Raw genomic sequence first — 23,235 nt, 5'->3', positions numbered from 1 at the left:
GCATTCCTTCTGGTGCATACACCATTCTGGCATTTATCCGTAGGGCAAAGACTAAGCTTATCCGCCCTGCAGAAACTCGGTGTGTTGTGACGTTATTTCGCCAAAATTGTTGCTAATGCCAACAAACTCTCGGCCTGATGATGGGCGATAATCCATTTAGCATCGCCTCTTTGTTCTGGCGCAGGGATCGCGACCGTTTGCATGTTGGCTGCTCTGGCGGCAATTAAGCCGTTAAAGGAATCTTCGATGGCAAGACAACAACGGGGATCAACATCTAACGCCTTAGCGCAATTCAAATAAACTTCTGGGTGGGGTTTGCCATAGGTGAGTCCCTCGGCCGATTGTACTGCCATAAATTTATCACTGAGTCCTAGCTTAGAAAGAACTGCCTCAATAATAGTGTAGAACGACGAGGTCGCTAAGCCGATTTTAAGGCCAAGCGCTTGGCAGTGATCAATCGCTTCGTGGACGCCCAGCATAGCTTCGCCGCTAACCAGAATTTCATTTGCAACTTTATCAACAATCGTTTGGCTGACCTTGGCATTATCATAGTGTGGCCAAGGTGCCTTGTGGTACCAATAATCGACGCATTGATCGATGCGTAAGCCCGTGGTTTGTTGAATAGTTTCTATCGTCACTGGCACGCCGAGTGCGGATAACACTTCATACTCGACTCGCTGCCATAGGGGTTCTGAATCGATTAAAACGCCATCCATATCAAAAATAACGGCTTGAATGCTAAGGGATGTCATTGGTACTCCGATGGACTAAGGAAATAACTGAGATATGCAGTAAATTAAGCCTGAGTGTAAGTTCTCGCACTGCATCTTAAAAGCCAAAATGCCGCAAGATGAGAAAAATTTATACCTATTTGCTCTGGGGCGCGGAAAATTGCTTGTTCGATTTAAAATTAATGAAACATTGTTAACTATTTGTAGTGTATGGTTTTTTGTCTGTTTTCAAACTATTGTCTAATTTCACTTGTTTTAATCTTCCCGTAAGTTGGCATTCGCCGCCGGATTTAGTCCTTATTTCGCTTTTTGCCGAGTGTGACCTGATTCATACTTTTGCAAAGCTGTAGTATACTGCAGGCCGGAAATACGGGTCGATCATGTCGGACTGTCAGCTTCAATTAAGAAGACGTGCAGTTTCGTTGTTAGAGCGCCAAACAAAGAGGAATGTTGCCGTGCTAGAAGCATATCGTAAACACGTCGCAGAACGTGCTGCAGAGGGCGTAGTCCCTAAGCCATTAGATGCACATCAAGTGGCTGAACTGGTTAAGTTAGTTCAAAACCCACCCGCAGGTGAAGAGGCTTTCGTTCTCGACCTGCTTGAAAATCGAATTCCCCCAGGTGTTGATGAAGCCGCTTACGTTAAGGCTGCTTTTTTAGATGCGGTTGCCAAAGGCACTGAGAAATCACCGATTCTGTCTGCTGAGCGTGCTACTGAGTTATTAGGCACAATGCAAGGCGGCTACAACATCGAACCTCTGATCGCGCAGCTGGATAATCCAGCGTTAGCACCTTTAGCCGTTAAAGCGTTATCTCACACTCTGCTGATGTTTGATTCTTTCCACGATGTGGTTGAGAAGATGGAAGCGGGCAATGAGTTTGCGAAGCAAGTGGTTGAAGCGTGGGCGAATGCAGATTGGTATTTAAGCCGTCCAAAACTGGCCGACAAAGTCACTCTGACAGTATTTAAAGTTTCTGGTGAAACCAACACCGATGACTTGTCACCTGCACCAGATGCATGGTCACGTCCTGATATCCCATTGCACGCGTTAGCTATGCTGAAAAACGCCCGTGATGGTATCGAGCCTGATGTTGCTGGCGCCGTTGGCCCAGTGAAAAAAATCGAAGCATTAAAAGCACAAGGTCATCCATTAGTATATGTGGGTGACGTTGTGGGTACGGGTTCATCACGTAAATCTGCGACTAACTCAGTACTGTGGTTTATGGGTGATGATATTCCATTCGTACCTAACAAGCGCGCTGGCGGTTTCTGCCTTGGCGGTAAAATTGCACCGATTTTCTTCAACACTATGGAAGATGCGGGCGCACTGCCAATCGAGCTTGACGTAAACAAGATGGAAATGGGCGATGTGATTGACATCTACCCATACGCCGGTGTGGTTAAGCGTCACGATAGCGACGAAGTGATTTCAGAATTCAGCTTAAAAACTGAAGTCTTGTTAGACGAAGTTCGTGCTGGTGGTCGTATTCCATTGATCATCGGTCGTGGTTTAACGGACAAAGCCCGTGACGTATTAGGCTTAGGGTTATCTGACGTCTTTGTACGTTCTCAAGATGTCGCTGATACTGGCAAAGGTTATACACTTGCACAGAAGATGGTCGGTAAAGCTTGTGGCGTAGCGGGTGTGCGTCCTGGTCAATACTGCGAACCTAAGATGACGTCTGTCGGTTCACAAGATACCACTGGTCCTATGACCCGTGATGAGCTGAAAGATTTAGCTTGTTTAGGTTTTAGTGCTGATTTGACTATGCAGTCATTCTGCCACACTGCGGCTTATCCAAAGCCAGTTGATGTGAACACACATCATACTCTGCCTGATTTCATCATGAACCGCGGCGGTGTATCACTGCGTCCAGGTGACGGTGTTATCCACTCGTGGTTAAACCGTATGCTGCTACCAGATACCGTTGGTACGGGTGGTGACTCACATACGCGTTTCCCAATTGGTATTTCATTCCCAGCGGGTTCAGGCTTAGTAGCGTTTGCTGCTGCGACTGGCGTTATGCCACTCGACATGCCTGAATCAGTATTAGTGCGCTTCAAGGGCAAAATGCAACCGGGTATCACACTGCGTGATCTGGTTCATGCTATCCCATTAAAAGCCATTGAACTGGGCATGCTGACCGTTGAGAAGAAAGGTAAAGTAAACATCTTCTCTGGTCGCGTACTGGAAATCGAAGGTCTTGAAACCTTGAAAGTTGAACAAGCTTTCGAACTGTCTGATGCTTCAGCTGAGCGCTCTGCTGCCGGTTGTACCATCAAGTTAGACAAAGAACCTATCATTGAATACCTGAACTCCAACATCATCATGCTCAAGTGGATGATCGCTGAAGGTTATGGCGATCGTCGTACGATTGAACGTCGTATCAAAGGCATGCAAGAGTGGTTAGCCAATCCTGAGCTGATGAGCGCCGATAAAGATGCTGAGTACGCTGCAGTAATCGAAATCGACCTAAATGACATCAAAGAGCCAATCCTGTGTGCACCAAATGACCCTGATGATGCCGTTTTACTGTCATCTGTTGCGCAAACTAAGATTGATGAAGTGTTCGTAGGTTCTTGTATGACCAACATCGGTCACTTCCGCGCAACCGGTAAGATGCTAGACAAGTTTGCTAAAACTCTGCCAACACGTCTGTGGATTGCACCACCGACTAAAATGGATAGAGATCAACTGACTGAAGAAGGCTACTACGCGATTTTTGGTCGTGTAGGCGCGCGCATCGAGATCCCAGGGTGTTCACTGTGTATGGGTAACCAAGCACGTGTAGCAGAAGGTTCAACTGTGGTATCGACTTCTACCCGTAACTTCCCTAACCGTTTAGGTACAGGTGCTAACGTTTACTTAGCCTCTGCTGAACTGGCTGCGGTTGCTGCACTGTTAGGTCGTCTGCCGTCACCTGAAGAATATCAAGAATACGCAAAAGAGTTAGACGCAACTGCGGCTGACACTTACCGTTATTTGAACTTCGACCAAATCGAGTCTTACACAAAAAAAGCATCGGAAGTGATCTTCCAGACAGCTGTGTAATCGATTGCCGTTAAGGTAACTTGATGTAAAAAGCCAGCGTAAGCTGGCTTTTTTGTGGGTTTGTTTTATTTCTACATCTATATGCACCAATGAACCCTATCATAGTCATGCTTTAGGCCTTACATCACAAACTCGCTACTTACTAATGGTCACGTGTTGTCGCCATTAAAACAAATCCATTTAAGCCGTTCCGTCGGTCAATCTCGCGCTTAGCCCCATTTAATCTTCATTTTAAAAGAGAAAGTCTTCTATTTTTATAACTACCAACAAATCATCTAATGGCTTTTGGCTATACATAATGCGAAATAAAGGCGCAGTCTTGGCTGAGTTGTGGATAACTTTGGGGGTAAGTGGTGGGTATCTTGTGGCTAGATTAGATAATTAGAATTAACTGCAAATTTCCTTAAAATAGGGGTTGCACAAAATCTTCTGCTGCCTATAATGCGCATCCACTGACACGGCAGACAGCGAAAGCAGGCTGACGAGTTAGGTTAAATTGAGTCGCTTTTAAGCACTTAATTCAAGCGCAGCAAGAAGTTGAAAAATACTCCTTGACGCGAAACGGGAAATGCGTAGAATACGCAGCCCTAGCCAACTGGAAGCGTTCAACGCTCAGTGTGGTACTCAAGTTCTCTTACGAATATTGAGTTGCTCTTTAACAAGATAAAACAAGAAATCTGTGTGGACACTCACAGGTGTTGAGTTAATCGAAACTGCTTAACCTTCGGGTTGGCAGTCAAAAATTTAAATCAATGTAACAATGAGTGTTCATAGTAATATGTACAGTTTGTTTCTTTTAGCGAGAAACAAAAAAATCAGAATTCATTGAGCCGCTGAAGTCGCAAGACGGAAGCAACAAAACTTTAATTGAAGAGTTTGATCATGGCTCAGATTGAACGCTGGCGGCAGGCCTAACACATGCAAGTCGAGCGGCAGCGCAAGGGAGTTTACTCCTGAGGCGGCGAGCGGCGGACGGGTGAGTAATGCCTAGGGATCTGCCCAGTCGAGGGGGATAACAGTTGGAAACGACTGCTAATACCGCATACGCCCTACGGGGGAAAGGAGGGGACCTTCGGGCCTTCCGCGATTGGATGAACCTAGGTGGGATTAGCTAGTTGGTGAGGTAATGGCTCACCAAGGCGACGATCCCTAGCTGTTCTGAGAGGATGATCAGCCACACTGGGACTGAGACACGGCCCAGACTCCTACGGGAGGCAGCAGTGGGGAATATTGCACAATGGGGGAAACCCTGATGCAGCCATGCCGCGTGTGTGAAGAAGGCCTTCGGGTTGTAAAGCACTTTCAGTAGGGAGGAAAGGGTGTAACTTAATACGTTATATCTGTGACGTTACCTACAGAAGAAGGACCGGCTAACTCCGTGCCAGCAGCCGCGGTAATACGGAGGGTCCGAGCGTTAATCGGAATTACTGGGCGTAAAGCGTGCGCAGGCGGTTTGTTAAGCGAGATGTGAAAGCCCTGGGCTCAACCTAGGAATAGCATTTCGAACTGGCGAACTAGAGTCTTGTAGAGGGGGGTAGAATTCCAGGTGTAGCGGTGAAATGCGTAGAGATCTGGAGGAATACCGGTGGCGAAGGCGGCCCCCTGGACAAAGACTGACGCTCATGCACGAAAGCGTGGGGAGCAAACAGGATTAGATACCCTGGTAGTCCACGCCGTAAACGATGTCTACTCGGAGTTTGGTGTCTTGAACACTGGGCTCTCAAGCTAACGCATTAAGTAGACCGCCTGGGGAGTACGGCCGCAAGGTTAAAACTCAAATGAATTGACGGGGGCCCGCACAAGCGGTGGAGCATGTGGTTTAATTCGATGCAACGCGAAGAACCTTACCTACTCTTGACATCCACGGAATTCGCTAGAGATAGCTTAGTGCCTTCGGGAACCGTGAGACAGGTGCTGCATGGCTGTCGTCAGCTCGTGTTGTGAAATGTTGGGTTAAGTCCCGCAACGAGCGCAACCCCTATCCTTATTTGCCAGCACGTAATGGTGGGAACTCTAGGGAGACTGCCGGTGATAAACCGGAGGAAGGTGGGGACGACGTCAAGTCATCATGGCCCTTACGAGTAGGGCTACACACGTGCTACAATGGCGAGTACAGAGGGTTGCAAAGCCGCGAGGTGGAGCTAATCTCACAAAGCTCGTCGTAGTCCGGATTGGAGTCTGCAACTCGACTCCATGAAGTCGGAATCGCTAGTAATCGTGGATCAGAATGCCACGGTGAATACGTTCCCGGGCCTTGTACACACCGCCCGTCACACCATGGGAGTGGGCTGCAAAAGAAGTGGGTAGCTTAACCTTCGGGGGGCGCTCACCACTTTGTGGTTCATGACTGGGGTGAAGTCGTAACAAGGTAGCCCTAGGGGAACCTGGGGCTGGATCACCTCCTTACCTATACGACTAACTTAATGTTTGTTGAGTGTTCACACAGATTGCTTGTTTAGCTTCTCTCAGGAGAAGTCAGAGCGAAACATCCCTCTTGCAGGTAGATGTTGTTCTTTAACAATTTGGAAAGCTGATAGTATTTAATTACATGAGTCTGTCATGTGATTAATTACAAAACGTTTAATGCGAAAGCATTGAACATGAGTTCTCAAACACTTTATTAAGTGTCTTGAATATTCAATAGTAAATTATTCTTTGCTGAATAGTTTACGTCTAAGGCGCGTCCACTTCTTTGGTCAGAAGTGAGACAAGTAAAACCAAGCTGGTCGCAATGCGACTCAGGTGAGTGAAACTCATTTGGGTTGTATGGTTAAGCGACTAAGCGTATACGGTGGATGCCTTGGCAGTCAGAGGCGATGAAGGACGTAGTAACTTGCGAAAAGCGTTGGCGAGCTAGTAACAAGCATTTGAGCTAACGATGTCCGAATGGGGGAACCCAGCAGCATAAGCTGTTATCGCAACATGAATACATAGTGTTGCGAGGCGAACGAGGGGAACTGAAACATCTAAGTACCCTTAGGAAAAGAAATCAACCGAGATTCCCCTAGTAGCGGCGAGCGAACGGGGATTAGCCCTTAAGTCAGTGGGGTGTTAGTGGAATGCGTTGGAAAGCGCAGCGGCACAGGGTGATAGCCCCGTACATGAAAACTAACCATTGATGAAAACGAGTAAGGCGGGACACGTGACATCCTGTTTGAATATGGGGGGACCATCCTCCAAGGCTAAATACTCCTGACTGACCGATAGTGAACCAGTACCGTGAGGGAAAGGCGAAAAGAACCCCTGTGAGGGGAGTGAAATAGAACCTGAAACCGTATACGTACAAGCAGTGGGAGCGGTTCTTGAGACCGTGACTGCGTACCTTTTGTATAATGGGTCAGCGACTTACATTTTGTAGCGAGGTTAAGCGAATAGCGGAGCCGTAGGGAAACCGAGTGTTAACTGCGCGTTTAGTTGCAAGGTGTAGACCCGAAACCCGGTGATCTAGCCATGGGCAGGTTGAAGGTTGAGTAACATCAACTGGAGGACCGAACCGACTAATGTTGAAAAATTAGCGGATGACTTGTGGCTGGGGGTGAAAGGCCAATCAAACCGGGAGATATCTGGTTCTCCTCGAAAGCTATTTAGGTAGCGCCTCGAGCGAATACCATTGGGGGTAGAGCACTGTTAAGGCTAGGGGGTCATCCCGACTTACCAACCCTTTGCAAACTCCGAATACCAATGAGTACTACTCGGGAGACAGACGGCGGGTGCTAACGTCCGTCGTCAAAAGGGAAACAACCCAGACCGTCAGCTAAGGTCCCAAAGTACTAGCTAAGTGGGAAACGATGTGGGAAGGCTTAGACAGCTAGGATGTTGGCTTAGAAGCAGCCATCATTTAAAGAAAGCGTAATAGCTCACTAGTCGAGTCGGCCTGCGCGGAAGATGTAACGGGGCTAAGCTAGTCACCGAAGCTACGGGTGCACAGTTTACTGTGCGCGGTAGAGGAGCGTTCTGTAAGCCGTTGAAGGTGAAGGGGTAACCCACGCTGGAGGTATCAGAAGTGCGAATGCTGACATGAGTAACGATAAAGGGGGTGAAAAACCCCCTCGCCGAAAGACCAAGGGTTCCTGTCCAACGTTAATCGGGGCAGGGTGAGTCGACCCCTAAGGTGAGGCCGAAAGGCGTAATCGATGGGAAACAGATTAATATTTCTGTACTTCCGCTAACTGCGATGGAGAGACGGAGAAGGCTAGGCTAGCGCGGCGTTGGTAGTCCGCGTTTAAGGTGGTAGGTGGTGTTCTTAGGCAAATCCGGGGACACGTACTTTAATGTACACACTGAGAGCTGATGACGAGGTCCTAAGGGACTGAAGTAGTTGATGCCATGCTTCCAGGAAAATCTTCTAAGCTTCAGGTTAGTGGGAATCGTACCCCAAACCGACACAGGTGGTCGGGTAGAGAATACCAAGGCGCTTGAGAGAACTCGGCTGAAGGAACTAGGCAAAATGGTACCGTAACTTCGGGAGAAGGTACGCTCCTGTTGGTGATGAGACTTGCTCTCTAAGCTGACGGGAGTCGCAGATACCAGGTGGCTGCAACTGTTTATCAAAAACACAGCACTGTGCAAACTCGCAAGAGGAAGTATACGGTGTGACGCCTGCCCGGTGCCGGAAGGTTAATTGATTGGGTTATCGCAAGAGAAGCTCATGATCGAAGCCCCGGTAAACGGCGGCCGTAACTATAACGGTCCTAAGGTAGCGAAATTCCTTGTCGGGTAAGTTCCGACCTGCACGAATGGCGTAATGATGGCCACGCTGTCTCCAGCCGAGACTCAGTGAAGTTGAAATTGCGGTGAAGATGCCGTATACCCGCGGCTAGACGGAAAGACCCCGTGAACCTTTACTATAGCTTGGCACTGAACATTGAACCTACATGTGTAGGATAGGTGGGAGACTTTGAAGTTGTGACGCTAGTCATGATGGAGTCGTCCTTGAAATACCACCCTTGTAGTTTTGATGTTCTAACCTAGGTCCCTTATCGGGATTAGGGACAGTGCCTGGTGGGTAGTTTGACTGGGGCGGTCTCCTCCCAAAGAGTAACGGAGGAGCACGAAGGTTGGCTAAGTACGGTCGGACATCGTACGGTTAGTGCAATGGCATAAGCCAGCTTAACTGCGAGACATACACGTCGAGCAGGTACGAAAGTAGGTCATAGTGATCCGGTGGTTCTGAATGGAAGGGCCATCGCTCAACGGATAAAAGGTACTCCGGGGATAACAGGCTGATACCGCCCAAGAGTTCATATCGACGGCGGTGTTTGGCACCTCGATGTCGGCTCATCACATCCTGGGGCTGAAGTCGGTCCCAAGGGTATGGCTGTTCGCCATTTAAAGTGGTACGCGAGCTGGGTTCAGAACGTCGTGAGACAGTTCGGTCCCTATCTGCCGTGGGCGTTGGATGATTGAAGGGAGCTGCTCCTAGTACGAGAGGACCGGAGTGGACGAACCGCTGGTGTTCGGGTTGTCATGCCAATGGCATTGCCCGGTAGCTACGTTCGGAATCGATAACCGCTGAAAGCATCTAAGCGGGAAGCGAGCCCTAAGATGAGTCATCCCTAGGAATTTAATTCCTCTAAAGAGCCGTTCGAGACTAGGACGTTGATAGGCATGGTGTGTAAGCGTTGTGAGGCGTTGAGCTAACATGTACTAATGACTCGAGAGGCTTAACCATACAACCCAGATGGGTTTTACAAAGAAGCCTTAGACAGAATACAGATACTTGATAAAGTTTGAACTCAAACAAAGAAAATCAGCTTTCCGAATTATTATTAACGTGAGCCAGAGATGGACACGGTAATAAACAGAATTTGCTTGGTGACAATAGCCTTGTGGAACCACCTGATCCCATCCCGAACTCAGAAGTGAAACGCAAACGCGCCGATGGTAGTGTGGGGTCTCCCCATGTGAGAGTAGGTCATCGCCAAGCGCCTAATTTAGGTTAACGTGTAGACGTTAAGCTAAAGGAGCGGTAGTTCAGTTGGTTAGAATACCGGCCTGTCACGCCGGGGGTCGCGGGTTCGAGTCCCGTCCGCTCCGCCAACATTAAGAGATAAGCCTCATCGAAAGATGAGGCTTTTTTCGTTATGGCGTTGCTGATAATTCGTGTCAGTGACGCACATGCTTCGGGCTCGAAGCACATGGTTATCCTCATACTCGGCCATCATGTAGATGACATCCTTACCAGAATATGAATTTTTTGTTTTAAAGCTAAACCTATTCTATTAATTAGCAAAATTTATCCATTCCCGAAAGCCCAACTGGTCATCCTCTGTAGCTCCTCAATGCATTCAGGCTATCGAGCATTACATAACAATATCCGCCACACCTATTGAAACAACGATTTGCCAATGTGTGCTGCCTTGGCCATGACTACGTCTGCTCTATCGGATTCAATTTGATTCAAACGGTTGCTGTCTAATGGCACTAGGACGTGTTCCTGTTGTAGCCCAAAGCCATGCTACTTCATTTTCAAAAAGGGTAGATAAGCGCACAGATGCAGCAAGGTGCGCTTAGGAAGGGGGGCTACTGGTTGTGCTCAGAATGTTTGCGATGGAGAACTTCAAGTAGTTCATCTTCGAGTTCGAAGCGTGTTTCCATGTTATGGGCGAGCTCAGATAGGTCTTTATCGAGTTGATATAATACGAAATCGTCTTGTGTTTCCGCATATTTATCGTTGAAATCTAATGCTGCATTCGTGGTTGGCGTGATTTTGGGCAATACTTGTTGCGCGAGCGTTTTGCTTGATTCGCCATATTCACTGCAGGCATTAACGACTTTATCATAGACCTCGAAATGTCCTTCGGACACATAGTCAACTAATAAGTCACAGAAAGATTTAACATGTTCGAACGAGGGAAGCGATTTTTCTGATTTACCGTAAGGAGGAAGCCCAGCAATTTGGCAGTAATGCACTAACAGTTTTCGACGGTTTTTTAGCCATTGATCAATAAGCTTATTTGAACCGCCCCACTTCTGTTCTGCTTTTTCGAGTTCTCTCAGCATGATGCATTCCATTTAAGTGCCAGCACATAACTCTAATGTAGGGACAAGTTGCTAATCGATCAACTCTTTTCATGCGAATTTGCGAGAATGACGAAATGGACAAACCAGCTGTTTCGTATCGAAAAATGCAAATAAAAAGCCCAACGATAGAAACCTATCGTTGGGCGAGTAAAGTTTATAGCAGGCTCGATGCGACGAGCTTCTTGATTGTTCTTGCTAGCGCAGACTTTTTATACCAAAGGCGGGGAACCGGCGCAACTTTTTTCTGTCTGAGTGTGACTTCGTTACGAATAAATGAGCAGTATGTTAGCTGGATAACATTTTCCGGTTTATGCGGTCAAATCGACGCCAATGATGGGGAATAGCTCACATAAATTTGCACATAAAGGTTACATTATTCGCGTAAATGCTAAACTACCGACCCAGCGGATCTCAATAAGACTAGGAACCAAGCCCAATGGCAGAATTAAAGAATGATCGTTATTTACGCGCCCTACTAAAAGAGCCTGTCGATGTGACCCCTGTGTGGATGATGCGTCAAGCTGGCCGTTATCTTCCTGAATATAAAGCCACTCGCGCTCAAGCGGGTGACTTCATGTCTTTGTGTAAAAATCATGAGCTTGCCTGTGAAGTCACGCTGCAACCTTTACGTCGTTATGATCTCGATGCGGCGATTTTGTTTTCCGATATCCTAACAGTGCCCGATGCTATGGGTTTAGGTTTGTATTTTGAGGCGGGTGAAGGCCCACGTTTCGAGCGCCCAACAGACACTATCGATGCGATCAAAAAGCTATCAATTCCAGATCCAGAAGATGAGCTGGGTTATGTGATGAAAGCCGTTAGCACTATTCGCCGTGAACTGAATGGCGCAGTGCCGTTAATTGGCTTTTCTGGTTCACCTTGGACCTTAGCTACTTATATGGTTGAAGGTGGTTCGAGCAAAACCTTCGAAAAAATTAAGAAGATGGCTTACGCTGAGCCAATGGCATTACACATGCTGTTAGATAAATTAGCCGATTCAGTGATCTTATACCTGAATGCTCAAGTCGCGAATGGCGCACAATCTTTGATGATTTTTGACTCATGGGGCGGTGCGTTATCGCATTCTGCTTACCGTGAGTTTTCTTTGCGTTATATGCAGAAGATTATTGATGGTCTGACGCGTTTTGCCGATGGCCGTAAAGTGCCAGTGACTCTGTTCACTAAAGGCGGTGGTTTGTGGTTAGAAGCGATGGCAGAAACTGGCTGTGATGCGCTAGGTTTGGATTGGACGGTAGACATTGCCGATGCCCGTCGTCGTGTAGGCCATAAAGTTGCATTGCAAGGCAACATGGACCCATCTATGTTGTATGCGCCAATTCCACGTATCGAAGAGGAAGTTGGTCATATTTTAGCGGGTTATGGTGAAGGTACTGGCCATGTATTTAACCTAGGCCATGGTATTCACCAGCATGTCGATCCAGAACATGCTGGCGCCTTTATCAAGGCGGTTCATGCGCAATCAAAGCAATACCATAAATAATTTTTGGTTTGCGAAACAGGCCCGCTTGCGGGCCTGTTTTATATCCGACATTTGAATTTGATAGCGTTGGAGCTTCTGGCGAAGGTATCTTTATGGATTAGCGTATGCGGTGGTTTCTATCGTCTGCGAGCTTAATGAGTCTTACTTTTAAACAACGACTTGAATTCCCTATATTCACATACTGATTATGTGTGAATTATCTTGATAAAAAAGTAAAACTTATAATCGTTTAATTTATAAATTTTAATTTAAATCAAAGGTATAAAATTGATTTAATTGCATGAAAATGTCTACTTTAGCAACGACTAAAGCGAAGTGATGTTTAATACTATTCGCAAATGAGATATGTTGCATGGCGCAGTGAAGGATTATGCAAGGCCGTCAATCAATTTAGTCATAACAAGCCGTGGTAAGAGATGCACATTGGCAAGAAAATAATGGTATTTATTGCGGGCTTTTGTCTCCCTGCGGTGGTAATTGTCTCCTATTGTCTTGGTTATTGGTACGACCATCGCGTCGAGCTATTACGTCAAGATAGTGCTAACCGTGAGCTTGCCAATATCCAGCAGCAGTTTCAAATTGATGTCGATCGCTTAACCTTTCTCACTAATATCTATGCCTTACCTTTGTCTCAATTAGATGAAGACCAACTTAAAAAGCTTGAATCCTCGTGGCGCGATAGCTCAATGTCAGCCAATCTGAGTTGGTATATTCTACGGCAGGGTGAATTGCACCCTTTTTTCCCCAATGAACGTCCCTTTGAGAATGATAAGTTACGAGAAATCGCCAATGCTATTGTCAGTGCCGATAAGCCCAGTGTTGCTGGCGCTTATTTGATGGGCAAGTATGCTTATGTCGTTACTTCCGTGGCTTCTGCGCCCAATGAATCTGTGCTGCTTGTACGCCAACTGACTGATAAAGACTTACTGGAATATGCTCAGGCCTTATTGGTGACTAAGGTGAGCATGAGCCATTCTCGCGAAGTTACGCCAACAGTTGATGGTGTGCACAGTGACGCGATTAACATTCCAAGTCTGTTAAAAGATAAGCCTGTCTACCTGCAAGTACTGTTTTCCGATGGTCCCTTTAGGGAGGTTAAATTTCAACTCGATTGGGTATCGCTCGGATTTATTCTCTTTGGTGTGTTTATTGTTGGTCTTGGTTATATTTGGCTGCGTTCGGGCTTACTCAAACCCTTTAAAAATCTGATGCATCAATTGGCGCTGGTCGATCCTATGTCTAGTGTCTATCAACCCGTTACAAGCGAGGGTAATGAAGAATTAGAAGTGCTCGCCAGCCGTGTTAATAGCTTGCTGGCAAGAATTTATCAGCAAAAAGAACGCGCGAAAATCACCTTAGAATCCATTGCTGAAGCGGTGATTTTGACCGATGTCGATGCCAACGTGATTTATATGAATCCGCGGGCTGAGTTGCTTCTCGATGTTGCTAGTTGCTATGCCATAGGTCAGAGCCTTGCGAGTCTGTTAAAGGCTGGGGAGCAGTTGAATCAGGCGGTTTTTACCTGCATTCGTCTCGAAGAATCAGCACCGCAGGTCGAGAAAATCAAGCTATTAACTGCTTCGCCTCGGATTATGGAGCGCAGTATCAGCAATCTGCGTAATCACGATAAAGAAATTGTTGGTACTGTCGTGGTATTGCGGGATATCACTCAAGAAGAGTTGCTTAAACACCAGCTACAAAAAAGGGCAAATTTCGATAGCATTACAGGGCTGCTAAACCGTCAGGCATTTGATGAGCAGTTACCCCAATTTGCCGCTTCAGCCAAAACTATCGCCGTTTGTTACCTCGATTTGGAGCAATTCAAGTTGATTAACGACAGCTGTGGCCATACTGCAGGCGATCGTATGCTTGCTATGGTGGCTAAGGCAATGCAGGCTTGTCTTGGGCCACAGGAGCTATTGGCGCGCCTTGGTGGCGATGAGTTTGGTTTAGTGATTTGTAATCGTAGTGCCTTATCTGTGGCGCAATTACTGAAGCAAATGATCGCGCAAGTCTCCATGCAAGTGTTGAACGATAAAAACTGTAATTATAAAGTTGGCCTCAGCATAGGTGTCGCTTTTGGTCGTGCGCCCTATATTGATGCTCAAGAATTATTGAAAGACGCGGACATTGCCTGCATTGCCGCTAAAGCTAAAGGTGCTAATCAAATTCATTTTTACGATGATAAAGATAAAGAGCTCACCTACCAAAGAAATGCGCCTAAGTGGGCGGTACGTATCGCGCAAGCGATTGAAGAAAACGAGTTGATCCTGTATTACCAACCGATCCGCGGACTAGGCAGTGGTCCGCAGCGACAACGAATGGAAATCCTGTTACGAATTCAAGAGCCCTGTGGCCGCATTTTGGCGCCTGCGCAGTTTATAGCCGCCGCTGAACGTTTTAAGTTGATGCCTGATATTGATAAAGAAGTCATCCGCAAAGCTTTTTTATGGTTGTCTTTGAACCCCGTGCTTTGGCCTGATCATTGTATTTCGATCAACCTTTCGGGCAATAGTTTAGGCGCCGAAGGTATGGTGGAATATATCGCCCAGCAACAACACATTTTTGATATTCCAAGCCAATGTATTTGTTTTGAAATTACTGAAACCACCGCGATCCAAAATCGCAATCGTGGTATGGAAATGTTGAAGCAGTTACGTAAACTCGGTTTTTCATTTGCACTGGATGATTTTGGCAGTGGTTTTGCCTCTTATGGCTATCTGCGTGAGCTGCCGGTGGATTATGTCAAAATCGACGGCTGTTTTATTAAGAATCTCGCCGTGAATGCTAAAGACTACGCCATCGTTAAATCGATTCAGGATGTTTGTCGGGTTATGGGAATCGAGACTGTTGCTGAATTTGTTGAGAATCAGGATATTATTGACAGATTGTTGAGCATAGGCATTAACTATGCGCAAGGTTATGCGATAGGGCGCCCGCAACCCTTAGCTAATTATCGTGAGCAATATGAGATGAGGCTTGCACAACGCGCGTGAAGGATTGCGCTTTTAGCGTGATTATGCCAATTTAGCAAAAGGCGTAATTAACATGGCGATAACAAAGGAATGACTATGGATGGACTCACTGGCAAGGTCGTGATCATCACGGGTGCCTCAGAAGGTATTGGTCGGGCGCTCGCAGTGGCAATGGCGCGAATGGGCTGCCAACTGGTGCTCAGTGCGCGTAATGAAACACGTCTTGCCTCACTCGCTTTAGAAATCGCTAATTATGGTCCGCCTCCTTTTGTATTTGCCGCCGATGTCTCCAGTCCTGAACAGTGTGAAGCCTTAGTTGAAGCTGCAGTTGCGCATTATGGCCATCTCGATATTTTGATTAACAATGCTGGCATGACTATGTGGTCACGTTTTGATGAACTGACTCAGCTCTCGGTGCTTGAAGACATAATGCGGGTGAATTATCTTGGTCCTGCGTATTTAACCCATGCCGCGTTACCGCACTTGAAAGCCAGTAAAGGCCAAGTGGTGGTTGTGGCGTCAGTCGCTGGATTAACGGGCGTTCCTACTCGCAGCGGTTATGCTGCTTCTAAACATGCTGTGATTGGTTTTTTCGATTCTTTGCGGATTGAATTAGTGGATGATAATGTGGCCGTAACTGTTATTTGCCCCGATTTTGTAGTGTCACAAATTCACAAACGTGCCCTCGATAGTGCAGGTAATCCTTTAGGTAAATCTCCGATGCAGGAAGCTAAGATACTGACGGCTGAGCAATGCGCTAATATGATGTTGCCAGTGATTGCAACTCGAGGCCGTCAACTGATTACTTCACTTCGCGGTCGTTTGGGGCGTTGGCTTAAGCTGATCGCGCCAGGCTTAATCGACAAAATTGCCCGCAGGGCGATCGCCTCCGGGCACTAAAGTCTTTGCCACTACAAGCTATTTGCCACTCTTATTGAGGTGCTTAATGATTGATTGTTCTGCCTCACTTTGGGTCGCTTTGTCCCCATCGATATCGATAGTCACAGTCGCGTTATGGCCCGTCATATCCTCTGCAATATGAAACCAATCTGGATGCCAGTAAAAGCTGGCTCCTTCTAGGGTTTGCCAGTTATGTACGCCTGATTTTTCACCTTGATAAATAAGATCTTTTATCGAATAACCCATATATTTACCCCATTAATTTCATGATTGTTAAAAATATAAGAAGCTAAATGGTGCACGTCATCTGAACCTAGGTATGTGCTTTACATCACATTTTCAGGTAAACATAAACCTCGCCAGAGCGAGGTTTATGAATAGCGTTAGTATCTTAGCTAGATTAAGATTTATTAGTGCAATTAAGGTTTAGCACACTGGGTTGGCGAACCCACGCCTTTCCACTGTGTAGTGCCATCAGTGAGTGACAGGGGCACAAAGGTTAAACCTTGGCTCATATTGGCGGGTGGCAAGTCGGTTTCTAACTCATACATGCCCATGGGGATAGCCCCTGATGTGGCATTGGCGGCTGTTTGCGCGGCCGCAAGGCTTGAGTAGCGCAGGCCTAACATATCGAAATGGCTGCGCCAATCTTTGCCTGTGAGCTGACTCAAAGACACCAGCATAAAGTCGTTGCCCGGAATATCTTTCACCGTTTTGCCACCGTAGACACTATTGCCTTCAAACGAAAATTGGCCAAAGCCCAGTTTGCTACGATTCGCTTCCCAATCACTGGCGTTATTCGCATATTTACCGAAAATACGACTGTGTTGATACAGCAAGGTAAAGAGATTAAAGCCATTGTTCAGAGTGGTGCCGTCACTGAGCGTCATGCCGTGAGCCTTAAGCGCCATTTGGATGTGAAACGCCATGCGATAACCGTTATGGACGGCATAAGCATTGCTGGCCCAAGGCGCAGTGTATCTGTCTTCACCAGCATCGAGCACCTTACAATTGGCGCCAAACACTACGCGTTTACCACGGGTGTCTGTTGTACCTGCGGCATCGGACATAAACACATAAAAGAGATCCTTGTGGTTCATGTGACCATCGGTCACTGTGCCTGTATTGCCGTCGCGCAGATAATGGGTTTTCCACTTCACCACATAGGGGAAGATATTGTTGGAGTTTTCCCCTGCGCGGCTGCCATAACCTGCCCAGTTATCACTCTCGCTTACCGCAGCATATTGCACATTGAGACGGTTAGTTTGTAGATTGTGGCCTAACTCATGGTTATCACCCCAACCCGTTGGGTCGATATTCCATGCTGCGTCCCAAGGGTTACCGCTACAACCTCCACCGCACTGGGCATTTTGGTCATAATTCGCGTGTTGAATGATAGTGCGGGTATGCAGACTATTATCGATACAGTCGTCGCCAAACAGTCCTTTGCAGGCCGCTAGCACATCGGCGGGTAAGGATTCACTTAAGCTCTTGCCTTGGATCTTAAGTCCCGCAAGGGTGTAAACGCTGTTGATATGGTCATCGACAATACTTTTGAGTAGCGCGTTTACATCGGGCACATCCCCGCCGATGGCGTTTAAAAAGCGGTCGCGACGCAGATGCTGCTCGGCACCATCGGTACGTAAGTCCACATGGGGTAATTCGGTATTTTGGATGCGATCGTTAAAGGCTGCTATTTCTGCAGGGTTTGAAAAATCCATAATGGTCGGATGTTTAGCCACATGCTCAGCGTTGACTTCGACACTTAACGCGCCGCCATCAGTACTCGAAGTATCACCACTGATATACAGATAAATCGGCCCGCCGTAGGGGGAAGAAAATTCAAGACTTTGTCCTTGAGCTAAGCGCAGGCGTTGCTGCGCCAACTCCAATGGACCGCGGTAGATTTTCTGCTCATAGGCACGGTTGGTATTGCGTCTGTGGTAGTTGAGTTTGATCTCCACATTTGCAGCGCTGCTATCGAGACGAGTCAGTTTAATGGTTTGTCCTGGCAGCGCATACCAGCCTGTGGTCGTCCATTGGCCTGCATAGGGTACGCTAATGGTTTTATGTTCTGTGACAGTCGCAGGATAAGTGTAGTGCGCATTGCTGCCCTTGCTGAGGTTAGCTCTGTCGGTAACATATTCACCTAAATCTGGCTGGGCTAAGTTATGGACGCGGGCATAGCTGACAGTCCAATCGGCAAACAGGGCCTGCTGCCACTGGGCGTATTCGCTGTAGGCTATGGGGTAGTCAATCTCGCTGCGATACTTATCGGCGAGCAGCAGTCCGGCCTTCATCAAGGGGAAGTCTGCTTTGGTAAACACATCGATAGCATGGTTATCTAAGGTTTCAGCATTGGCTCGATACCAATCGGCACCCGCCTTGAATGAGTCAACAAAGGCGGCAGTATTACAGCTCAAGTAATTACCGCCGCAGTCGTTGAGTACTGAGGTGTCGAAGCGGCCTTCGTTAAGCTTACCGAGCAGATTATTCACCTTGGCCAGGGCGGTGTCTTCGACCAAAATATCGGTCACACTGAGGTTATTGGCATTGAGTTTTGACCAGTAATTGCCAGAGGTAGAAAGCCCCATCTCAAGGTAAAGTGGCGACAGTATTGGGCTTTCATTACGCCAGTAGTTAGAGAGCAACAAGGGAATTCCTGCCGCTTTGGCCTTAGCGATCGCGGCTTTTATGCCTGCAAAACCGAGTGACTGACGGTCTATGTCACTAATGATAATCAGATCCGGTTTCAGTGTGTTGATACAGTTGCTTAACTCACTGTAGTCACAGGTATTTGCTGTATTAATGCTATGGGCTGCGGGGTAGTTGTTTGTAAGCCACGTGCGGATCCCTTCATTATGGGGAAAGTACCAACTGTCAGCCTTGCTCGGCATTTGGGCGGTCACTATGCTGAGGCCGTCGGTTTTATCGGCACCTTTGGTCAGCCAGCCTAAAAGATTTTTCAATAAAGTATCAGTTTGCGCCGAAGTGTTGACGGAAAACAGATTCCCCGCCATGGCCGCATATCTTTGCCCCTGTTGCTCGCCCGCCATCACTAACCCACGAACGGCGCTTGCCCCACTGCCATCGACATTTGATGGCAAGATAGTAAAAGTGTTCTCCGGCATAAAGCTCGAAAAGGTAATTGAGTCATGGGTTGGATGCCAAGAGATGCTGCTACCGACACCTTGATATAGCTGATTTATCTGGGCTTTACGTTTGATGTCGATATTAGCGAGTTCGGCGATGCTGAAATCAATTAACTCACTCGCACTGACAAGCCTGTGGTCTTGGTGCTTAATGGCATTTTCGGCATTACTGATAAATGTCGGCGTGATAGAGCAATCGGCCGTCATGGCCGCGGTGGTGTAAGTCAGCACATTGAGCGTGCCACCACAGCCAGTAATGCCCTCAAGCGTAAAGCTGGTATCGGCAGTAATGCTAAAAATAGCGCTTTTGCCAAACTCCACTTTTTGGCTGCTTGGACTCAGTGCGCCACCTATTACCGATAGGCTGCTGGCGGTGTATTGTACCAGCGCGGGAGGTTGGACTGGCGGCTGAGTGGGTGGTGTTGTCGGGCCAGCATCTTCTGAGCCGCCACCGCATCCGCTAAGCAGTATGGCAATGTAGGCATAAAGTAGTCTAATCCTCATGGGGAGTCCTTGATCTTTGTGTATTTAACATTTGGTTGACATTGTATCTTGTTGCTCCTGTTTTCAATAGGATTAATTACATAATTTTATTGAAAATCATTATGTTATATTTGACGCTTGTCAAGAAATAGGCACAAAAAAACCGGCTTCTTGCCGGTTTTTTAATAGAGATATTAATTAATCTTGCTGTTCACGTGCGATTGCGCGATAACCAATATCGGTGCGGAAATACACATCATCCCAGTGGATTTCATCAACCAATTTATAGGCGGCTTTTTGTGCTTCGGTGACTGTGTTACCCAATGCCGTCGCACACAATACGCGACCGCCGTTGGTAACGACGTGGCCGTTTTTCATCTCAGTGCCCGCATGGAAAACTTTGCCGTCGTTATCGCCAAGGCTGAGACCGTCGATGACATCAAATTTGCGATACTCATCTGGGTAACCGCCAGCAGCCAATACCACACCCACGGCTGCGCGCTCGTCGTATTCAGCGGTCACTTTATCTAACTCGCCACGGGTGGCCGCTAAACACAGTTCCACTAAGTCAGACTTTAACCGCATCATGATTGGCTGAGTTTCTGGATCGCCGAAGCGGCAGTTGTACTCGAGCACTTTGGCACTGCCATCGGGTGATATCATCAAGCCAGCATACAAAAAGCCTGTGTAGATATTGCCTTCTGCCGCCATGCCATCAACTGTTGGGCGAATCACGTTTGCCACAGTCCAATCGTGTACCGCTTGAGTCACCACAGGTGCTGGCGAGTAAGCGCCCATGCCGCCCGTGTTTGGACCATAGTCGCCGTTATCACGGGCTTTATGATCTTGGCTGGTCGCCATTGGCAGAATGTTTTTGCCATCGACCATCACGATAAAGCTGGCTTCTTCGCCTTTAAGGAATTCTTCAATGACTACGCGCGAACCCGCTTCGCCAAACTTGTTACCGGCGAGCATGTTATCAATTGCAGCATCGGCTTCGGCTTGGTTTTGGGCGATGATCACGCCTTTTCCGGCGGCTAAACCGTCGGCTTTGATAACCACTGGATAACCCGTTGTGGCCGTTAATTCACGCACGAAGGCTTTGGCATCGCTGATTTCAGTGCAGTTTTTATAACCCGCCGTAGGAATATTGTGGCGGGCTAAAAAGTCTTTAGTGAAGGCTTTTGAACCTTCGAGTTGGGCTGCGGCCTTAGTTGGGCCAAAAATCGCTAAACCTGCGGCGTTGAAGGCATCGACGACACCGATAACGAGTGGTGCTTCTGGGCCGACTATGGTCAGTTCAATCTTATTGGTTTTGGCAAAATCGAGCAGAGCAGGGATGTCGGTGGCGCTGATCGCCAGATTTTCAACATTAGGTTCTAGGGCTGTGCCCGCATTGCCGGGTGCTACGTAAACGGTATCAACTTGAGCCGATTGAGCGGCTTTCCAAGCTAGGGCATGTTCGCGGCCGCCGCCACCAATGATTAACACTTTCATGGTTAAAACTCCCACACATCGCAAAGGAAAAGGCCCTAATCGCGAGGGCCAAGTTTGATTTAAGTTGTTATCAATGACGGAAGTGGCGCATGCCTGTCATCACCATGGCCATGCCGTGCTCGTCTGCTGCTGCGATGATTTCAGCATCGCGCATTGAGCCACCCGGTTGGATGATGCAGCTAATGCCCGCAGCCGCTGCGGCATCGATACCGTCACGGAAGGGGAAAAACGCATCGGATGCCATTACAGAGTTCACCACTTCTAAACCTTCATCGGCAGCCTTGATGCCGGCGATTTTAGCGCTGTAAACGCGGCTCATTTGGCCAGCGCCGACACCGATAGTCATGCCGTCTTTGGCGTAAACGATGGCGTTAGATTTAACGAACTTCGCCACTTTCCAGCAGAACATTAAGTCTTTCAGTTCGCTTGCAGTAGGTTGACGTTTAGAAACCACTTTGATGCCTTCTAAACCGACCATACCTTGATCGCGATCTTGCACCAGTAAGCCGCCGTTAACACGTTTGTAGTCTAAGGTTTGGGTCTTAGTATTCCACTGACCACATTCCAATAAACGCACGTTGGTCTTCTTGGCAACCACATCGCGCGCCGCTTGGCTGACGCTTGGGGCGATAATCACTTCAACGAATTGACGCTCAACGATCGCACTCGCCGTCGCAGCATCTAATTCGCCGTTGAAGGCGATAATGCCACCGAAGGCTGAGGTTGGGTCAGTTTGATAAGCGCGGTTATAGGCATCGAGCAAGTCTTTACCTAAGGCCACACCACAGGGGTTAGCGTGTTTAACGATAACGCAGGCGGGTTCCAAGAATTCTTTTACGCACTCAAGGGCGGCGTCGGTATCGGCAATGTTGTTGTAAGACAAGGCTTTGCCTTGCAACTGAATCGCGGTAGCCACAGAAGCTTCATCAATTTTAGTGTCAACATAGAAAGCCGCCGCTTGATGGCTGTTTTCGCCATAGCGTAAGTCTTGTTTCTTCACTAATTGGGTGTTGAACGTGCGTGGGAACTTAGAATCAGCAAAGCATTCGTCCGTGCTGTGTGCAGGAACCATAGTACCGAAGTAGTTGGCGATCATGCCATCGTAACCCGCAGTGTGCTCAAAGGCTGCAATCGCTAAGTCGAAACGCGTCGCATGGGTCGTGCTGCCATTGTTAGCCGTCATTTCTGCCAGTACGCGTGAGTAATCGGCGGCATTAACGACTATGGTAACGTCTTTGTGGTTTTTTGCCGCCGCGCGCACCATAGTTGGGCCGCCAATATCGATATTTTCGATAGCGTCTTCTAAGGTACAACCGGCTTTAGCCACAGTTTCAGCGAAGGGATAAAGGTTAACCGCAACTAGATCGATGGCATTGATATTGTTATCGGCCATCACGCTTTCATCAAGACCGCGGCGCGCTAAAATTCCGCCGTGCACTTTAGGGTGCAGCGTCTTAACACGACCGTCCATGATCTCAGGGTGTCCTGTGTAATCAGATACTTCGATAACAGGCACGCCGTTATCCGCTAACAAGCGAGCGGTGCCGCCAGTTGATAACAGTTCCACACCTTGGGCGTGAAGTGCTTTGGCGAACTCGAGAATTCCGGTTTTATCTGAAACGCTTAACAGCGCGCGACGAATGGGTCTGGCATTATTTGCAGCAGTCATTTGGGTACAGGGTCCAGTTATTTTAGTTTCAAGGATCTTTCGGAAAACAGAACAGCCTTAACGCTGTACTGCTTTCCAAAAGTCCCTTGGTCCTATTTTTACTTTATTAGTTAACTTTTTATCCCTTCGTCACAGCGCGCGTATTCTAGCGTAAAACTCGATTTACGGGTGTTTTTTCTGCGTGATTTCACAATATTCATATCAGAACAAAGCGGCATTGCCATGTTGGCTTTCAGTAAAGTTAAAATTAC

At 47.6% G+C, this 23,235-nt stretch carries 10 protein-coding genes, 1 tRNA gene and 3 rRNA genes; 8 read left to right on the top strand and 6 right to left on the bottom strand.

The genetic code is table 11. The annotated features are described in order from the left end of the window. Positions 1 to 92: 92 nt before the first annotated feature. The gene (hxpB, locus tag CKQ84_RS05345) at positions 93 to 752 is read right to left on the bottom strand and encodes a hexitol phosphatase HxpB (protein ID WP_105250396.1); all 660 of its coding nucleotides are present in this window, start codon (positions 750 to 752) and stop codon (positions 93 to 95) included. Positions 753 to 1,186: 434 nt separating this feature from the next. Between hxpB and acnB the strand changes: the two genes are divergently transcribed. From acnB to CKQ84_RS05320, 5 genes are all read left to right on the top strand, one after another. Beyond that, a complete protein-coding gene (gene acnB, locus CKQ84_RS05340) occupies positions 1,187 to 3,784 on the top strand; it encodes a bifunctional aconitate hydratase 2/2-methylisocitrate dehydratase (RefSeq protein ID WP_105250395.1) in 2,598 nt (865 codons plus the stop codon). Between the two features lie 864 nt (positions 3,785 to 4,648). After that, positions 4,649 to 6,190, top strand: a 16S ribosomal RNA gene (locus CKQ84_RS05335). A 362-nt stretch (positions 6,191 to 6,552) separates the two neighbouring features. Next, positions 6,553 to 9,455, top strand: a 23S ribosomal RNA gene (locus CKQ84_RS05330). 139 nt (positions 9,456 to 9,594) lie between these two features. Next, positions 9,595 to 9,710: ribosomal RNA gene (rrf, locus tag CKQ84_RS05325) — 5S ribosomal RNA — on the top strand. Together the 16S, 23S and 5S rRNA genes with 1 tRNA gene alongside form the textbook arrangement of a ribosomal RNA operon. 36 nt (positions 9,711 to 9,746) lie before the next feature. After that, positions 9,747 to 9,823, top strand: a tRNA-Asp gene (locus tag CKQ84_RS05320). Between the two features lie 483 nt (positions 9,824 to 10,306). On the opposite strand, the gene rsd is transcribed toward CKQ84_RS05320, so the two are convergent. After that, entirely contained in the window at positions 10,307 to 10,786 is a 480-nt protein-coding gene (gene rsd / locus CKQ84_RS05315) for a sigma D regulator (RefSeq protein ID WP_105250394.1), read from the bottom strand. A gap of 457 nt (positions 10,787 to 11,243) precedes the next feature. Between rsd and hemE the strand changes: the two genes are divergently transcribed. The 3 genes from hemE (at position 11,244) to CKQ84_RS05295 (ending at position 16,183) form a co-directional block, all read left to right on the top strand. Beyond that, a complete protein-coding gene (hemE, locus tag CKQ84_RS05305; RefSeq protein WP_006079904.1) occupies positions 11,244 to 12,308 on the top strand; it encodes a uroporphyrinogen decarboxylase in 1,065 nt (354 codons plus the stop codon). Positions 12,309 to 12,724: 416 nt separating this feature from the next. Further along, the gene (locus CKQ84_RS05300; RefSeq protein ID WP_105250392.1) at positions 12,725 to 15,304 is read left to right on the top strand and encodes a bifunctional diguanylate cyclase/phosphodiesterase; all 2,580 of its coding nucleotides are present in this window, start codon (positions 12,725 to 12,727) and stop codon (positions 15,302 to 15,304) included. A 75-nt stretch (positions 15,305 to 15,379) separates the two neighbouring features. After that, positions 15,380 to 16,183 (top strand): SDR family oxidoreductase, encoded by an 804-nt coding sequence (locus CKQ84_RS05295; protein ID WP_105250391.1) that lies wholly within the window; start codon positions 15,380 to 15,382, stop codon positions 16,181 to 16,183. 18 nt (positions 16,184 to 16,201) lie between these two features. Here CKQ84_RS05295 and CKQ84_RS05290 read toward each other — a convergent pair whose 3' ends face one another. From CKQ84_RS05290 to purH, 4 genes are all read right to left on the bottom strand, one after another. Continuing rightward, the gene (locus CKQ84_RS05290; protein ID WP_105250390.1) at positions 16,202 to 16,429 is read right to left on the bottom strand and encodes a hypothetical protein; all 228 of its coding nucleotides are present in this window, start codon (positions 16,427 to 16,429) and stop codon (positions 16,202 to 16,204) included. Positions 16,430 to 16,602: 173 nt separating this feature from the next. After that, positions 16,603 to 19,839, bottom strand: coding sequence for an ImpA family metalloprotease (locus CKQ84_RS05285; protein ID WP_105250389.1), 3,237 nt, complete (start codon positions 19,837 to 19,839; stop codon positions 16,603 to 16,605). A gap of 177 nt (positions 19,840 to 20,016) precedes the next feature. Beyond that, the gene (purD, locus tag CKQ84_RS05280; protein WP_105250388.1) at positions 20,017 to 21,315 is read right to left on the bottom strand and encodes a phosphoribosylamine--glycine ligase; all 1,299 of its coding nucleotides are present in this window, start codon (positions 21,313 to 21,315) and stop codon (positions 20,017 to 20,019) included. A 70-nt stretch (positions 21,316 to 21,385) separates the two neighbouring features. Next, positions 21,386 to 22,984, bottom strand: coding sequence for a bifunctional phosphoribosylaminoimidazolecarboxamide formyltransferase/IMP cyclohydrolase (gene purH / locus CKQ84_RS05275; RefSeq protein WP_105250387.1), 1,599 nt, complete (start codon positions 22,982 to 22,984; stop codon positions 21,386 to 21,388). Positions 22,985 to 23,235: the final 251 nt, after the last annotated feature.

Origin of the sequence: Shewanella sp. WE21 (assembly GCF_002966515.1) — a bacterium.
GTDB classification, from domain to species: Bacteria; Pseudomonadota; Gammaproteobacteria; order Enterobacterales; family Shewanellaceae; genus Shewanella; species Shewanella oncorhynchi.
Note: the sequence above shows the minus strand (reverse complement) of the source record. Positions and strands in the feature narration are given on the sequence as shown.

Coding starts and splice junctions, on each gene's coding strand:
- rsd (WP_105250394.1), bottom strand. CDS start 10,786: ATGCTGAGAGAACTCGAAAAAGCAGAACAGAAGTGGGGCGGTTCAAAT.
- hemE (WP_006079904.1), top strand. CDS start 11,244: ATGGCAGAATTAAAGAATGATCGTTATTTACGCGCCCTACTAAAAGAG.
- CKQ84_RS05285 (WP_105250389.1), bottom strand. CDS start 19,839: ATGAGGATTAGACTACTTTATGCCTACATTGCCATACTGCTTAGCGGA.
- CKQ84_RS05290 (WP_105250390.1), bottom strand. CDS start 16,429: ATGGGTTATTCGATAAAAGATCTTATTTATCAAGGTGAAAAATCAGGC.
- hxpB (WP_105250396.1), bottom strand. CDS start 752: ATGACATCCCTTAGCATTCAAGCCGTTATTTTTGATATGGATGGCGTT.
- purD (WP_105250388.1), bottom strand. CDS start 21,315: ATGAAAGTGTTAATCATTGGTGGCGGCGGCCGCGAACATGCCCTAGCT.
- CKQ84_RS05295 (WP_105250391.1), top strand. CDS start 15,380: ATGGATGGACTCACTGGCAAGGTCGTGATCATCACGGGTGCCTCAGAA.
- purH (WP_105250387.1), bottom strand. CDS start 22,984: ATGACTGCTGCAAATAATGCCAGACCCATTCGTCGCGCGCTGTTAAGC.
- CKQ84_RS05300 (WP_105250392.1), top strand. CDS start 12,725: ATGCACATTGGCAAGAAAATAATGGTATTTATTGCGGGCTTTTGTCTC.